Raw genomic sequence first — 15621 nt, forward strand, 5'->3', positions numbered from 1 at the left:
GAAATTCATGCTGGCACCATTTCCATGTTTGTGAGGTTTGGTCAGCTTTGAGTGCGCAAAATCATCCTACTGCCCGTGATCAGCACGGCCAGAGCACGACAGAGGCACTCTTGCAAACGAATCCGGTGCGCTTTGGTCAGCGCACCGGCATTGTTTTCCGAAGGCTTACTTGAGAAGCCCCAGCTCCATGTAGGCGCGCTTCGCGCCCGGGTGGAACGGCAGCGTTCTCTGCGAAACCAGCAACTCAGTTGAGAGCTGTTTCATTGCGTTATGAACGCCGCGGATTTCATCAATGTTCGAGGCAATGCTCTTGGCCAGCATGTAACCGGTTTCTTCGGGCAAGGCATCAGAGGTGATTACCATCGCGCCAAGTGCCAGCGTGATAACATCGGAAGTCTGGTTCTTATAGTTTCCGGCGGGAATGACGTAGGTCCCGGTGCCAAAACGCTCATTGGTCTTTTCGATGATATCCTGAGGCACGCTCAGCAGAACAACGTCGTTGCCTTCATCAACCTTGCGGAACGACGAGTGCCCAACGAAGATACCGTTGATCACCATATCCGTACGGCCATCGCTGATCAGGTCTGCCTGCTGGGACGAACCGCCACGCACCAGAACGCCGCCATTCGCTTCAATCGTTCCTTCGTCATAGCCTGCTTCTTCCAGCATGAAAGTGGCAATATTGGCCACGATGTTACCTGCGTTGTTGTTCGCCACACGGATTGCAGCGCCCGACTTCGCCAAGTCGTCGATGCTGTCGATGTTATACTCTTCGGCAAGAGACTTCTTGATGAAGAAATGCATCGGGGCCCAGTTGTACATGTACCCGATTGCCTGAAGGTTCTCGATGGGCGCCTTGAACGGCTCATCACCCGCTAGCGCCAGCTTGATTTCTGCATCATGGGCCAGACCCAGATCGGTCCGGTTTGCACCCAGCAGACCGATATTTGCGAAACCGCCACCAGTGGCCTGGTAGGTCACGACACCGCTTGCATCGTCAACCTTCACAGCCCGGTCGATCCCTGCGCCCAGCAGCGACCAAAGACCTGACGGACTCCCCCCGGACAACGTGACGTTGACGCTGTCCGCCATGACGCCGGTCCCGATAACGGAGATGCTCAGCGCCGCAACGGCAGCCTTGATTTGCTTTTTCATGGTTTCCTCCCTGTCATATTATCATAGATTTCTAAATTTAGATATCTATCTTATAGATCATTATTAAAAACCGAACTTTGCGTCAACCATGATCGAAACCGAGACACCGTCCAAAAATTTAGGTTAAGAACTGCGAATGGCTTGAACGCTCTCGCAGAGCATCCAAACCCCTACTCACATAAGGTTGCAGCACGCCCAAGGCCTAGCACAAGACTATTCCGAACTCTCTCAGAGCTTCCCCAAAACCATACATCTCAGCGGAAGTAGCCCAACGGAATCACCCGAGCCTAAAAGGCCCGGCTATCGCAGATGAAGCTAAAGAGACCTTCAGGATCCAAGGTTACTTCTGGTCGGTGGGACGCGGACACCGCTCAAAGCAGCTTTTTCCTCATCATCTTCGAGGTTTCGAATCATTACAGCAAGGGCCTTGCGCAATGTTTTCTCTTCGGCACCACTCAGGCCTCTGATGGCGGCGTTATTCACTTCGTGTGCCAAAGGCTCCAGGAGCTCCCGCAACTCCCAACCTTTTTCCGTGAGGAAAGCATGCTGACGACGACGGTTCCCAGCCACATTGCGGCGTTCAATATATCCAAGCTCTTCCATTCGGCTGAGTGCAGTATGCGCAGTAGGCTCTGTCAGATGTGCTCTTTCGCTTAACTCTCGTTGCGACAAACCATCTTCCTGCCAAAGGATTCGAAGGAATATCCACTGCCCGAAAGTCACATTTTGCGTCTGTAACCGCAGCTGCAACGCACGGTTAAACCCTCTTGCCGCAAGACGTACCAAGCGAGCAATGCGCTCGTCATATTGGGTCAAACCGTCGTCTTTCAACGCGGAATCAGATTTTTCGTTCATGTATGCTCAGACCACAAACATCTATTGCCCAAAATCAGTTCTGGGCTTCTACAGGTCCGAGACTATCCCTGTCATCTTACGAAGATGCAAGCCTCAACAATGTCACTACTTTTACAGCTAGTGACATGCGGTGCGCGCAAACCGACGTAAATCTTGCAGCAAACCCTGCTTACAACTTTTCGATTTTTTCTCTCCATATTTTTCGATTTGGGGGTTTCTGCGCGCTTGATGCGTGTTGCGTTTTCGACGAAGATGTCGGGCAAGACGGTGTAGAGCTCAATGGTGTGTCCCGGGATATGCGGGGGGAGGATCACCCGGTCGAAGCCGCGCAGCGGGCGGGCAGCGGTTCGGTTTCCGTCACGCCTAGCCTAGCACCGGCTAGGTGTCCTGCTGTCATCACCCGCACCCGCGCATCCTCATCAATGAAACCCCGCGCGAGGTGTTGATTAACACCGCATCCGGCTTCATCATGCGCAGTTCGGCCTCGCAGATCATTCCTCGTGTCAGCGCGTTCAACGGCACATGGAGGCTCACCAACATCACACATGGCCAGAAGCTCAGCGCGTTTCACCAGCCCCACGCCCGTAGGTGCGGTGTCCGGTATCAGGAACGGATCGTGCACCAGTATCTGTGCCGGATCTGTGCCGGCTCGAACGCCAACTGTCGCTCGATCACCCGGTCCTATCCGCCCCGAATCGATCAATCCGATCGCCCGGCCTCGCACCATCCGCGCAAATATCTGTTGCGGTCGGCCCGCATTCTCGCGCAGCAGGCGCTCGGATTCATGCAGCCGGTACAGCAGCACCAGCATCAGCATCCCTATCGCTTCGGGCATCCCCAAAAAGTTCTCGGGCGTTACACCATTCGTCACGATCAGACCGCGCGCGGCACAGGCCTCCCAGATCTCCCGCACCCACCCCGATCGTTGGAAGTACTAGCGCCCGCAGCCGTGGCGAGGCGTCCAGATCCGCGTCGCTCAGCCCCGACCGCGAACTGACCACGATGATAGCAACGTCCGACAGCAGCGCCTGCCGCTGTTCCTCCGTCAGCCGCAGCGGAACACCTAGGGTGATCTGGGGGCCGCGAACGACCTCCCAGCCTTCGGTCCGCAGACGATCCGAACCCTCGAAGTCCAGTGGGTGACGGAAGTGCCACGCCTCGCCCGCCCAGCCCAACGGCAAACACACAAAGCTGGCACAGACACCTTCCAGACCTTCGCCAAGCGCCCCGGCCTGCGTCATGATATCAAGCTCAACCTCTGCATCGGGGGCGTTCAGCGCAGGTTTGATCGGTAAATCACCGGGCATCTCGCCCGCCCCTACACCCAGAGCATCGGCAATCGCATGCATCGCAACATCCGGACCGCAGGCAGCGCTTGATGCTCCATCCCCCAGCCATTGTGCAGCTGATAATCCAGCGACGCCTGGATCACCTGCGCCTTCACATCGCCCGCCAGTTTCAGCGTGCCCGCGACATCCAGCCAGTCCAGGCTCAGGATCACATCCGCCTCGCGCAGCACCGCGCCCGCCGCATCGTCAATGAAGAAGGCCGGTTTGCCGCGATGCTGCGGGTGATCCGTCGGGAAGGACGCCCCGTTCCGGATATCCGTCAGAACCTTCGCCCCAGCGCCTTGGCGTTCTTCGGCAGATCTGCCGCCCGCGCCACTCCTTCGGCCGAGGGTGCCGCCGGAGGCGACGGCTGGTAACGCGCAAAATCTGGCAACTCCGGTGCCTTCTCGTGCTGCTTTTCCTGGATCGACACGTCGAAGTTCACATAGGTCGGGCCTTTCGGTTCGCTCCACGCGATTACATCCGCACGCAACATCGATTCCAGCGCCGCATCAACCGGCCCCGTCGCCCCATAAATCAGAACCGGCACACGGTCGCAGCACACGTTGAAGATCGCCATCGTACCATGCATCAGACCCACGTTGCTGTGCAGGATCACCGCCAATGGCTCCCCCGCCACCTTCGCATAGCCATGCGCAATCGCAACCGCATGCTCTTCGTGCAGACACAACAGCATCTGCGGATCTTCATTGCCAAGGTGGTTCACAAGGCTGTCGTGCAAACCCCGAAAGCTCGACCCCGGGTTCAGTGCAACATACTTCACTCACCCCCAAACCTCGCAATATATCCGCAAATACATCGCTACCCCACACCCCCAAACTATCCGACGATACTGGGCGCTCAACCTGATACAGCCTGTGGTCTGTCATGTGTCTTGACCTTTCCTTATGAAGTGTTGATGCAACAGCGCCCCATTTTGAAAGGCGTACGCAATAGGTATCCATTGCCCGCCGAAAGGGCGGGCATTTTGCATTTCAGACGGTCTGGAGCGGCTCAGAGGATCAGAAATCCAAACCGAAATCGACGGTTCCCGCCGAATGGGTCAAAGCACCGGAGGAAATATAATCCACATTTGCCGATGCGATTTCGCGCAAACGGCCAAGGGTCACATTCCCGCTGGCTTCGGTCTTCGCCCGCCCGTCAATGCGCTTTACAGCTTCGGCCATGTCTTCGGTCGACATATTGTCGAACATGATGACATCTGCGCCCCCGGTCTGAAGCACCTCGTCCAACTGATGCAAACCGTCGATCTCGATCTCTACCACGACCATGTGACCCACATTTCGTTGAACGGCTTCCAGCACCTGTTTGATGCCACCAGCCGCTGCGATATGGTTGTCCTTGATCAGGATCGCATCGGACAGGGAAAACCGATGATTGTGGCCGCCGCCATGCAAAATGGCGAGCTTTTCGACAAGTTTCAGCCCCGGTGTGGTTTTGCGTGTACAGGTGATACGTGTCTTGGTACCCGCAAGCTCCTGAACATAGGACGCTGTCAAGGTTGCCGTCCCAGACAACCGTCCGGCAAAGTTCAGGGCAACACGCTCTGCGGCAAGGATCGACGCCGCCGATCCCTCTATACGCATCAACGTATCGCCCGCTTTGCAGGCCGTACCATCCGCCACGACAGTCTCGACCACAAGATTGGGATCAATCAGCCGAAACGCGAGAGAGGCCACCTGCATCCCAGAAACAACCGCGTCCTGCCGTGCACGCATTTGCGCCTTGTAGCGCGTGCCTTCAGGCAGAACGGAACGGGTTGTCACGTCGCCTGCGGCACCCAGGTCCTCCATAATAGCGTTCCGAACCATGGGTTCGAGGATGATATCGGGGACGTTCGCAACATTGCTCATTATTTTTTAGATCCTTATCGGTTTGCAAAAGGGGCAGGAAGGGATGGCCTCATCCCGGCCAAAGCAATCAATACAGAAAAAGCTTTTGGATCCCAGACCCCGTTCGCACATTACCTACGCACCGGGTCACTGACCCGACAGATTGATATGCACATTCTTTTCATGGGTGAAGGAAATCAGTTCGCCAATACCTACTTCGCGCCCGATACCCGATTGCTTGACCCCACCGAACGGGGCACCAAGGAAATGCCGACCGACTTCGTTAACCCAAACAAACCCGGCCTCGACGCGTGCAGCCGTACGATGAGCCATCACCAGATCCCGAGTCCAAATTGCACAGGGCAGCCCAAGCTCAAGTGCATTGACCTCGTTCAGCATGGAATCTTCGTCCGACCATTTGCGAACCGCAAGAACTGGCCCGAAAATCTCTTCACGGGCGATACGCATCTGCGGCGTTACATCCGCAAAAATCGTCGGCGCGATAAAGCTGCCTTTCGCCAGCGGACTATCCGTGACCGCATAACCGCCAGTAACGGCGCGCGCACCCTCACTTTTGGCAGAGTCAATGAAACCCATGACCCGGTCGAACTGCGCACGGCTGACAATCGTGCCTATCGTGGTTTCAGGATCCGTCGGAACGCCCGGCTTATATCTTTCAACAGACTCGGCCAGATAGGAAATGACTTCGTCGTGGATATCCTCGTACAGGAATGCGCGACTTATCGAGCCACAGGACTGGCCGCACCAGCCAAAGTTCATTCTAGCGACAATCGCGTCCGCAATCTTTTTCGGATCACTGTCGGGATAGGCAATCAGCGCGTTCTTGCCACCCAGTTCCAGCAGTACAGGTTTGCCCGTAGCGCTGGCGCTTCGCATCACAGCCCGGCCAGCCGACACAGAGCCAATAAGCGTGACCTTTGCAGCGCCAAGGTGCTCGGCCAGGCCAGCACCTGCCTCTAGATCACCCGGCAACACGTTGAATGTGCCTTTGGGCATCAGGCCATAAACAATCTCTGCCAGGCGCTATGCAGACAAAGGCGCCTGTACCTGCGGCTTGATGATGACAGCGTTCCCTGCCGCCAAAGGCGCCGCCACTTTACCGCCACAAAACATGAACGGATGATTGAACGCCAGGATACGTGCCACAACACTAAGCGGCTGGCGCAGGGTCATATTCACCCGATCCGGCCCCAAAGGGATCGTGTCGCCCTTCATTTCAGTCACAAGACCGGCGAAAAACTCCATCTGGGCCGCCGCGATGGCCGCGTCGCCGCGCACCTCGGTATATGGGTTGCCGCAATTGGCCGCGTCCATCATCGCAAGCTCATCTCCGCGCTTGTGCAAGAGAGCCGCGATTTCCTGCAGAATACTGGCACGCTCAAGAGGAGCAACATCACGCCATTCCTTCAAACACGCAGGCGCTACGTCCACCTCGGCCCGGGTCGCCGCAGCCACTAATCCGATCAGCTGACCTGTGCCCGGGTTAAAAGTCTCCTCGTAATTTCCTGCGCTTGGCGGAACCCATGCGCCCCCACAATACAGCTGCTCCTTACCAGAGAGAGCATGGTTTGCATCCATATTCACCATGCGCATATGACGTTTCCTCCCGCGATTGCCCTTGATTACTTAGATTACTAATATATTCAACCAATGAACCCCATCGCCTGCCAAGTGAAATCGTTGCGCGTATGAAAGGTTTTCGCCGGGCGGCACGCAGGTTAGCTGCCCTGTCAGGCACCCCCCACCGGGTGCCGCTGATCGCTAGCGCATCGGCTGGGGTGACTAATGCCTTCCAAGCTACCAACATTCAAGTGAAATATTGGACCCTCCACTAGCAAGCAAATTACCGCCATACGCTCACTATCTGCTATATTAGATCACTAATTATTCGCGTAAATACTCTCTTGGATTGAATTATTTTCTGGGCATTCAATTGATTAAGAAAAAGACAGCCTGGCCCTTTCAGGAAGGGTTTATCATCAACGGAACGGCGGAAACCCATGTGTTTACCGACTACCGCTGGAATGATGGAAGCGTGAGCCGCCGCCAGTTTGTGGATCCAAACAGTTACGACCACACGCGTATCACAGTACGGCCGATTTCACTAAAGCTGCCAAGCAGCCAGGATCAGTAGGAGAACCACTCCGAGTGACCCACCGTGCCCTCGTAGTCTCCGTATTCGACCATGATGCTGCGCAAATAGAAGTACGAGGAACTTCCGCCGCTCGGAAAGGCAATCTCCTGCCCGCTTTCCGAGATGAATGTCACGGGCCAGGGCGTGTGGGATCGGTAGACCCGCTGGATGTACCGGCAGGTGCGGTTCTCTCGGTCGCAGGAACGAAGCGACCAGTCCCAATACCGATCACCTCCCCTTTCTCTATAGGCTTGACCGGTGAACCAGATCACATGGGTCCGGTTCAGCCATTCGTATTCAGGCAAGTTGGTGTCGAGCTCGCCCTCGCCGCCGGGTCCGCCCAGTTCGGCCGGCACATGGGCAAAGGTGCAGACCCCGAAGGGCGGCAGGCTCGGCCAGGGTGTGATGCGGCGGATCATGGTGCGATAGGCGCGCGCGCAGACCGCGCTCGGGGGGAAGCCTCCCGCCATGCAGAGCATGATGGCGCAGTCGACGTCATAGGCCCGCGCTTTCTCCGGGGCTCCGAACACCGCCATCACTCCCATTGCAGCTGCCATCATCTGTCGCTTCATGTCGCTCTCCCGCAAAAGTTGCGGCAACTATCGTGCAATATGTATTTATCTGCAATATGTCGTATTGACTCTATATGACTTTATGGCCTTAGTGTCGTGAAGTAGAAGGGCTCTCGTGGGGAGAGTCCGAACATGCCGATAGCGCGCAACCAAATCCTGATCACCATCGATGGTGTAAAAGACCTTTTTGAAAAGGGCATCGCGTTCCGCTGCCGGTATGAACTTGTGGGGTTCACGGACGATGGCAAGCCGCGCTACCAGTGCATCTACCTGCGCGAGGGCGAGCCGGAAGCCATTCTGGTCTCGACCCGGATCACCCCGCACGGGCCAGAGCCGCGATATTTCAACATATGGCCGGGGCTCTTCAAACATCATCTCGAGTTCGGTGACGGGCGCGATCTGCGCTTTGGTCCTGACTACAGCATCACCCTCGAAGAGCGCGGCTGACGTCATCGCTTTCGGCCGCGACGGCACGGCCCGGACATCCGGCTGGACGTTTCATGGTGAACGACCTGCCTGGGCGGGGTTGGGTGATAGCGCTGAGGCCGGGGTGGTTCTTGCCTCGCTGGATGCCACACCGCCGTCCGGACGCGACGACATCCTCTCCCTGATCCGCACGACTGCTGACCGGTACCAGGGGAACCGCGCCCTGCGGCAAGTCGGCCTCGATGAGGACGACTGGCTGGTCCTTTTCCAAGCCCTGGTCGAGGCCGAAAGCAGCTACAATCCGACTGCCGTGAGCCCCAAGGGTGCCTATGGTCTTGGCCAGCTGATGCCGGATACTGCCCGTGCGCTCGGCGTCGATCCGCGCGATCCCTCACAGAACCTCGACGGCGCCGCACGCTATCTGCTCGCGCAGCTGGCCACATTCAAGGACATCAACCTGGCGCTCGCAGCCTATAATGCCGGGCCGCACCGCGTGGTCGAGTATTCCGGCACCCCGCCTTTCACCGAGACTCGCGACTACATCGCGCGCATCCATCGGATCCGGTCCCGGCTGGCGGGTGCGCCTTTTTCCGCGCCGGATATCCGTGTCGCGACCCGCGTGCCTGCCCGCGCGCCGGTCCTTATCGAACTTCAGTAAAACAAGGGAACTTCGCATGCTTCGACATCGCCTCAGCCGCCTCTTGCCTGCCGCCACAACCCTGGCGGCTTTCGCAACGCCCGTCCTCGCGCAAGACTTGTCACCGATCCAGACCATGCTGGAAACCGTCGAGGCCGCGCTGACCGGTCCCATCGGGATCGCGGTCGCCACGCTCGCGGTCATCGGCACCGGTTTCATGTGCATGATGGGACGGCTGAACTGGGGCTGGTTCGCCTCGGTCATCATCGGGATCGTGCTGATCTTCTCGGCCGGCACCATCGTCGCGGGCTTCGCGTGATGAACCGGAGCATCACTGTGACAATCCCGCAAAACGGAATCCTCCGATCAGATCGAACGCGTTGTGCTCCGCAAACGCTGCCTCGATCTGACCTCCGGATACCCTTTTTCTACTAAGCGGGATTATCACTTCATGGCAGAACGATCCCCCCTCTTTCTGGGCCTCGCCCGTCCGCCCAAGTATCTGGGTCTCCCTGTCGGATACCTCGTGGTTCTGGCGACCGGGGTCGTTCTGCCGTTCATCTGGACGAAGTCGATGGTGTTCTTCCTGATCGGGATTGTCGCCTATCCGATCCTCTGGTTCGTCGCCGACCGCGAGCCGCATTTCTTCGAGGTCCTGCGCGTCTCCTACGGCTCTGTGCGCGCGACGAAGAACCGGGCCCTGCATGGAGGCGACAGCTTTGGCGCGTGATGCGGGCACCCTTTCTTCCTTCGGGACCGCCTTGCATCACGCCGGCGGCGGCGAGTTCGCGCGGGAGAGCTATCTGGCCGAGCACCTGCCGTATTTCGCGCTCACGGATGACGATGTCATGGTGCTGCGAGAAGGCGATCTCCTCGCAACCATGCGCCTCGATGGTCTCAATCCGATGACCACTGAGGACGCCCGGCTCGACGCGCTCAAGCGCGCGGTTGCCGCCATCGTCGCCCAGACCGGCAATGCCTTCGGTTTCTACATACACCGGATCTCCGTGCCGCAAAATCTCGGGATGCGCCCCATCGAGGGCGACAGCTTCGCCGCCGCGATCGATGCGCGGTGGCAGTCCCATGTGAAAAACCTGCGCCCCGCCAAGCGCCAGCTTTATCTCAGCGTCATCCGGCGGCCCGACATCTCGGCGCGCATTCCGCTCCTTCGGGCACTGGCCCGCAAGGCCTGGGTCAAGGACCGCGCGACACGGATGCAGGAGTTGAACGAGGTCATGGGCTTCTTCGAGGTGGCGCTTGCGTCGGCCAATCCGGTCAGACTCACGAAAGCTGGCGGCGAATGGCTGGGCTATCTCAATACGCTGAACGCCGGCAGCTTCTCCCCCATCGCCTTCGGGCAAAGTGCCTTGCCCCTCTCGCACACCCTGAGCAATTGCCGCGCGACCTTTGATGGCGACGTGGCCACCCTGACCGATGCAGTGACTGGGCGGGTCAAATACGGCGCGCTCTTCTCAATGAAGACCTATCCCGCACTGACCGACGTCACGCTGCTCGACGCGCTCGACCTGCCCCTCGACATCGTGCTCACGAACTCCTTCAGCCCGATCCCGAACAACATCATGGCCGAACGCATCCAGCGGATCATTCGTCAGATGCACGCCTCAGACGATGCCGCCGTGTCCCTGCGCGAACAGCTGGGACAAGCCGCCGATGATCAGGAGGCAGGACGCATCGCCTTTGGCGACCACCACCTCTCCATCGCGGTCTATGCGCCCGACCGCGACACGCTCGAACGGGCCGCCGCCCAGATCAAACGCGTGGGCCAGGAAATCATGTCGGTGATCGTCCGCGAAAACATGGCGCTGAAGGCGACGTATTTCGCGCAGTCGCCCGGCAACTTCGGCTACCGCGCCCGCAAGACACCAATCTCCTCGATTAATTTCGCTGACTTCGCGGCCCTGCATGGCAGCGTCGAGGGGCGCAGCCCGGACCAGTCGCCATGGGGTCAAACCATCACGGTCCTGCCCACGGTCGGCACTTCTGGCTATCGCTTCAACTTCCACGAGGCGGGAGCCCCAAGCAAGGAACCCACGGTCGGCCATACGCTCGTTCTGGGGCGCACCGGCACCGGCAAGACACTGACCACCGCTTTCCTCGCAGCCCAAGCGCAACGGGTCGGCGCGCGGCTTTTCTTCTTCGACAAGGATCACGGCCTCGAAATGGCGGTGCGCGCGCTTGGTGGCCGCTATAATGAAATCCGCGCGGGCGTGCCGACGGGGTTGAACCCGCTTGCCACGGAGACGGACGAGCGCGGCCGCGCCTGGCTCTCGGACTGGCTCGCGACCCTTCTCACGCGGAATGGCACGCTCTCGGGCGAGCAATCCCGCCACATCCAGAGCGCGGTCGGCCAGAACGCCGATGCGGGCGCGGCGTTGCAGCGCTTTGTCAGTTTCGAGACGCTGTTTCAGTCGCTCGATGATGATGGCGAGCTGCAGTCCCGCGTTGCCGAATGGGCGCCGGGTGGACGTTACGGATGGGTTTTCGACGAACCCGAGCGGGGCGCGGGCCTCAATCTCGCGGGTAACATCGTCGGGTTTGACATGACCGAGATCCTCGACATGACGACCGAGCGCATGGCGGTGCTCTCCTACATCTTCCGCCAAATCGAACGCGTGGTCGAGGATCGCCGCCCCACCATCATCGTGCTCGACGAAGCCTGGAAGCTCTTGGACGATCCGTATTTCGGGGCGCGGCTCGAAAACTGGCTGGTGACGCTTCGGAAGATGAACTGCGTCGTGATCATGATGACGCAGTATCCGAGCCAGTTGCGCGACAGCCGCGTCGGCAAGACCATCGTCGAGACGGTGCCGACGCAGATCCTCTTCCCGAACGATCGTGCTGCTGTCTCCGATTACGATTTCCTGCGCGTGAACGCCAAGGAGGCCGCGCTCCTCGTCCAGCCCACCGTCGGCCAGCGCATCGCCCTTGTCCGCTCGGCGGGCGACAGCGTCTTCGTCGACGCCGACCTCTCCGCCTTGGGCAACCTCCTTCCCATCCTTGGCGGCGGCGCCACCGGAGAGGCCCGCGTGCCCGCCGATTGGCGCGCCAATCCCGATTTCTGGAGACATGTGATATGAATTCGAAACCCCTCCTCGTGCTTTGCGCCGTCGCAGGCCTTCTTTCCGCTTGCGAGAAATACACCGAGAAAACCTCGCCCTGCTTCGGACGCAATGGCGAGCCGCAAGTAACGCGCTCGACCCTCTCCTTCTCGACCATGGGCGCACCAGCTCACGCAACGGCCAAGCCCAACTGCAGCTTCGAGCCCCTGCCCCGTCCAGAATGAACCGTGTTGCGATCATATCCGTTGGGCTATGCCTCGGCCTCAGTGCCCTGCCCGCGCATGCCCAGGGCGTGCCGACGCAGGATAATTCCGCGATCGGGCGTGCCATCGCGCGGGTGACAGCGCTAGCCGAGGATCTGGGCGTACAGCAGGACAAGGATCGGACGGAGTCCACGCTGGCCGACGTCCAGGCCGACCAGCTGCGCGTCCTCGAGGAGATGACCGCCGCCATCACCGGTTCGGGCTTCGACATTCGCGCGCTCGAGGGCAATGCGGATTTCGGGGTGGCGGCGGTCTACCCGAACACCGATCCAAGCCCGATGAACAGCCGCCTTTTCGGCGAAGGCCGCGAGACGGTCGAGATGATGATCATCGAGGTCGCGGGCGAATTCGCAGGCGCGCCGGGTGTGGCACGGGCCGGGCTTTCCGCCACCCAATGGCGCTGCCTCTTCCAGGCCCTGATCAAGCAGGAAAGCCGCTTCAACGTCGCTGCCGAAAGCCCGGTCGGGGCCTATGGTCTGACCCAGCTCATGCCCGGCACCGCGTCTGACCTCGGCGTCGACCGCTATGACGTGAAGGACAACCTCCGCGGCGGCGCACGTTATATCACCACCCAGCTCAATCGGTTCGGCAACATTCCCCATGCGCTCGCGGCCTATAACGCGGGCCCGGGCCGGGTGATCGAATACGGTGGCGTGCCGCCTTTTGCCGAGACCCAAGGCTACGTCCGCAACATCTCGAAATTCTACAACGAGTATCTGGCTGTCGTGGGTGGTGCCGACGCGCTCGGAACGCTCTCGCCCTCGGATTTTGCCCTCGCCGAATATGCCAGCATTTCCGAGGCGGGCGTCTATTACGCCGCCGACAGCTCGGCCACCACCGAGCAGGTCATCAACCGCCTCCGCGCGATCATCTTGCAGATCGATGCGCAGCCCAATGCCAAGGCGGCCTGGGAGCTCAACACCTACGCCAAGGCCGAGATCGGCCGCATCCTCAATCTCCGCGTCCGGCTGATGGCGGCCAACCAGCAGCGCGAGGCCGCTTACGCGCAGCACCTCGTGGCCGACCGGCTGGCCGAGCGCGACTTCATGCAGATGGGAGTTTCCGAATGAGACGATTTTTTCTGGTGACCACCGCGGTCGTCGCACTCGGGGTCTCCAGCCCCGCCACCGCCCAAGGTGTGCCAACCTTCGATGGCTCGGCGCTGCAGCAATTCGTGGCACAGCTCGAACACATGGCCGAGGACCTGAACGTCCAGATGCAGCAGCTCGCGACCATGCGGCTGGAGCTTGAGACCCAGCTGTCGCAGTTGACGAACCTTGAGGCGCAACTGACCTCGCTCATTGAGGGCAGCGGGCTCGGTGAACTTTTCGCCACGGTCGAGGAGTTCCGCGCACTGCGTGGCAAGCTTGTGGCCCCGCTCAACACCGCGCAATCGCTGGCGAGCGGGGACTTTCTGAGTGGCTTCAATCCCGGTGCGGAACTGTCGGCCTCGGTCGAGCGGGTCCTGTCTGGCAGCGGGTTTACTTCGGAGCGCCTGAGCACGCTCTCGGGCTCCGATCAGCCCGCCGACAACCGCATCGCCACCTCGGCCGGAGCCAGCGCCATGTTGTCAGTCGCCGCGCAGGAAAGCCACGAGGAAGCCGGACAGAGCCTCGAACGGCTCGAAACCATGGTCGGGCTCATCGACGATCAAGACGGGCTGAAAGCTGCCGTCGATCTCAACACCCGCGTTACCGCGGAGCTTGGCATCATCCTGACCCAGATCTGGCGGCTTGAAGCGGCGCAAGGCGTCAGCGCCGGCCAGCTTGGCGTCGTCGATGCAGCGACCCTCGCGGATGAGCGCAAGTTCCGGTCGATGGCGGTGGATCCATGAGGCAAACCATGACCCACAGCTTGGCACCAATTCGGACGCTTGGTCTCGCCGCACTTGTCGTGAGTGCCCTGCCCAGTGTTGCGTTGGCCCAAACCCCGAGCACGAACCCTTCCGGCGACACGCCCTTCAGCTCGATGGCCATCGCGCGGGACGAGGCCGATGCATGCCGTGTTCCGAAACCGCCCGCCGATCTGGCGGAAACGGCCTATCTCCGCAACGGCTACCGCGCAATCCTGCGCATCCTGATTGCCGAAGAAGCGCTGGCCTCGGAAGCCTGCACCTGCCTCTTGGACACATTCACCTGGGATCAGGCACTCACTGCTCTGCCCCGGTTCCAGACATCGGACAATCCTCGCCTGCCGTTCAAGGTGCTCGACCTCTACGCGCAGGCCGACGCGCTCGAGGCGCAAGTTGTGGAGGCCTGTGCCGAGTAGATGGGCGTTATTCGCGACATCCTGAGCCAGGTCGACGCCGCGGTGGATACCGTGGCGCAGGACGGTTTCGTTTCCTCAGCGGGCGCGGTCGGCGACGTGATCTCCGCCGGAGCCGCGCTCCTTGTCGTACTGCTCGGGATCAATGCCGTGATGCAGCTCCGGCCCCTGCCCTTCGGCACGGGCTTTGCCTTCGGGATGAAGGTGGCTTTGGTGGGCATCTTCGCGCAGAGCTGGGACAATTTCAGCGTCATCTATGGTATTGTGACGGACGTCCCCGACTCCATAGGCGCCTCGATCCTCGCGCTCACCGGCTCGGGCGACGAGGCCGGGGTTTACGAGAGCCTCGACAATATGGTCGCTCGCATCACCGCCTATGGCGACACCATCGGCGACCGCGCGGGATGGGTTTTTGGCGCGGTCCTAGGCGCCATCTTCTTCGTCCTTTCCGCCGTCTTTGCCGCTGTCACCGCCGGGATCATCGCCTTCGCCCGCATCGTCTTCGCGCTGATGATCGTGATCGCCCCCTTCATGATCGTGACCTCGCTCTTCAAGCCGACCCAGTCGCTCTTCGAGGCCTGGACCCGCGCCACCATCGGCTATGCGCTCATGCCCGTCGCCGCAGCGGGAGCCGCAGGCATCATCGTCGCTATCGCCGAGGCCATCGGGGACGCCTCCGCCGATCCTGGCGATGTTGAGACCGTCAGCCTCATCCTGCCCTTCCTCGTCATCCTGATCCTCAGCGCCGGGATCATGGCCTCGGTGCCCTACATCGCCTCCAACCTTACCGGGGTCGTCGGCATTGCCTCCAATGCCGTGGGGCTGACCGGCCTCGCGCGCCAAGGCTTCGTGAACACCCGCCAGTACGGCACCGGCGCAACTTCGCGCCTCGTCACCGGCAAGTCCCCGCATGAGCTGAACGAGATGGCCAATGCGGGCGTGGTCAAGACCGGCGAGATGATCCGGCAAAGCCCCGGCGCGCTCCTCTCCGCCGCCAAGGCCTTCCGCAAACCCTGATTTGAAAGACGACTG

General features: G+C 60.2%; 18 protein-coding genes and 1 pseudogene. 10 read left to right on the forward strand and 9 right to left on the reverse strand.

Going from position 1 to position 15621, the window contains the following annotated elements:
* Positions 1-165: 165 nt before the first annotated feature.
* From MHM88_RS20170 to MHM88_RS20205, 8 genes and pseudogenes are all read right to left on the reverse strand, one after another.
* A complete protein-coding gene (locus MHM88_RS20170; RefSeq protein ID WP_008335546.1) occupies positions 166-1155 on the reverse strand; it encodes a TAXI family TRAP transporter solute-binding subunit in 990 nt (329 codons plus the stop codon).
* A 327-nt stretch (positions 1156-1482) separates the two neighbouring features.
* On the reverse strand, positions 1483-2010 hold the full coding sequence (locus MHM88_RS20175) for a MarR family winged helix-turn-helix transcriptional regulator (protein ID WP_239368554.1): 528 nt from the start codon (positions 2008-2010) through the stop codon (positions 1483-1485).
* Positions 2011-2320: 310 nt separating this feature from the next.
* Entirely contained in the window at positions 2321-2821 is a 501-nt protein-coding gene (locus tag MHM88_RS20180; protein ID WP_232237205.1) for an NAD(P)-dependent oxidoreductase, read from the reverse strand.
* Positions 2793-3317: a hypothetical protein gene (locus MHM88_RS20185; RefSeq protein ID WP_008335560.1), complete on the reverse strand. Its 525-nt coding sequence runs from the start codon at positions 3315-3317 to the stop codon at positions 2793-2795. Before MHM88_RS20185 ends, MHM88_RS20180 begins: the two co-directional genes overlap by 29 nt.
* Positions 3318-3328: 11 nt before the next feature.
* The gene (locus MHM88_RS20190; protein WP_008335562.1) at positions 3329-3529 is read right to left on the reverse strand and encodes a hypothetical protein; all 201 of its coding nucleotides are present in this window, start codon (positions 3527-3529) and stop codon (positions 3329-3331) included.
* 89 nt (positions 3530-3618) lie between these two features.
* Positions 3619-4122, reverse strand: a complete 504-nt coding sequence (locus MHM88_RS20195) for a thiamine pyrophosphate-binding protein (RefSeq protein WP_170848853.1) — start codon at positions 4120-4122, stop codon at positions 3619-3621.
* Between the two features lie 238 nt (positions 4123-4360).
* Complete coding sequence (gene nadC / locus MHM88_RS20200) at positions 4361-5212, reverse strand: carboxylating nicotinate-nucleotide diphosphorylase (protein WP_008335572.1); 852 nt, start codon at positions 5210-5212, stop codon at positions 4361-4363.
* Positions 5213-5338: 126 nt separating this feature from the next.
* Positions 5339-6805: pseudogene (locus tag MHM88_RS20205) on the reverse strand (aldehyde dehydrogenase family protein).
* A 316-nt stretch (positions 6806-7121) separates the two neighbouring features.
* Here MHM88_RS20205 and MHM88_RS20210 point away from each other — a divergent pair.
* A complete protein-coding gene (locus MHM88_RS20210; RefSeq protein ID WP_239368556.1) occupies positions 7122-7346 on the forward strand; it encodes a hypothetical protein in 225 nt (74 codons plus the stop codon).
* On the opposite strand, the gene MHM88_RS20215 is transcribed toward MHM88_RS20210, so the two are convergent.
* On the reverse strand, positions 7340-7918 hold the full coding sequence (locus MHM88_RS20215) for a hypothetical protein (RefSeq protein WP_040885919.1): 579 nt from the start codon (positions 7916-7918) through the stop codon (positions 7340-7342). The two genes, MHM88_RS20210 and MHM88_RS20215, sit on opposite strands and share 7 nt — an antisense overlap.
* A gap of 132 nt (positions 7919-8050) precedes the next feature.
* Between MHM88_RS20215 and MHM88_RS20220 the strand changes: the two genes are divergently transcribed.
* The 9 genes from MHM88_RS20220 (at position 8051) to MHM88_RS20260 (ending at position 15606) form a co-directional block, all read left to right on the forward strand.
* Positions 8051-8365 carry a hypothetical protein gene (locus MHM88_RS20220; protein ID WP_133840902.1) on the forward strand — a complete coding sequence of 105 codons (315 nt, stop codon included), beginning with the start codon at positions 8051-8053 and terminating at the stop codon, positions 8363-8365.
* Between the two features lie 79 nt (positions 8366-8444).
* Complete coding sequence (locus MHM88_RS20225) at positions 8445-9002, forward strand: lytic transglycosylase domain-containing protein (RefSeq protein ID WP_085986941.1); 558 nt, start codon at positions 8445-8447, stop codon at positions 9000-9002.
* 16 nt (positions 9003-9018) lie between these two features.
* Positions 9019-9300: a TrbC/VirB2 family protein gene (locus tag MHM88_RS20230; protein ID WP_239368558.1), complete on the forward strand. Its 282-nt coding sequence runs from the start codon at positions 9019-9021 to the stop codon at positions 9298-9300.
* 132 nt (positions 9301-9432) lie between these two features.
* Entirely contained in the window at positions 9433-9711 is a 279-nt protein-coding gene (locus MHM88_RS20235; protein ID WP_008335580.1) for a type IV secretion system protein VirB3, read from the forward strand.
* Positions 9686-12079: a type IV secretion system protein B4 gene (locus tag MHM88_RS20240; RefSeq protein WP_239368560.1), complete on the forward strand. Its 2394-nt coding sequence runs from the start codon at positions 9686-9688 to the stop codon at positions 12077-12079. Before MHM88_RS20235 ends, MHM88_RS20240 begins: the two co-directional genes overlap by 26 nt.
* Before the next feature lie 202 nt (positions 12080-12281).
* Positions 12282-13394: a lytic transglycosylase domain-containing protein gene (locus tag MHM88_RS20245; RefSeq protein ID WP_239368562.1), complete on the forward strand. Its 1113-nt coding sequence runs from the start codon at positions 12282-12284 to the stop codon at positions 13392-13394.
* Positions 13391-14158, forward strand: a complete 768-nt coding sequence (locus MHM88_RS20250; protein ID WP_103911897.1) for a type IV secretion system protein — start codon at positions 13391-13393, stop codon at positions 14156-14158. The genes MHM88_RS20245 and MHM88_RS20250 overlap by 4 nt, the downstream gene beginning before the upstream one ends.
* Positions 14159-14166: 8 nt before the next feature.
* On the forward strand, positions 14167-14592 hold the full coding sequence (locus MHM88_RS20255) for a hypothetical protein (protein WP_239368564.1): 426 nt from the start codon (positions 14167-14169) through the stop codon (positions 14590-14592).
* The gene (locus tag MHM88_RS20260) at positions 14593-15606 is read left to right on the forward strand and encodes a type IV secretion system protein (protein ID WP_239368566.1); all 1014 of its coding nucleotides are present in this window, start codon (positions 14593-14595) and stop codon (positions 15604-15606) included.
* The last annotated feature ends 15 nt before the right edge of the window (positions 15607-15621 follow it).

The sequence above is a fragment of the Epibacterium sp. MM17-32 genome (assembly GCF_022348205.1).
In the GTDB taxonomy this organism is placed as follows: Bacteria; Pseudomonadota; Alphaproteobacteria; order Rhodobacterales; family Rhodobacteraceae; genus Epibacterium.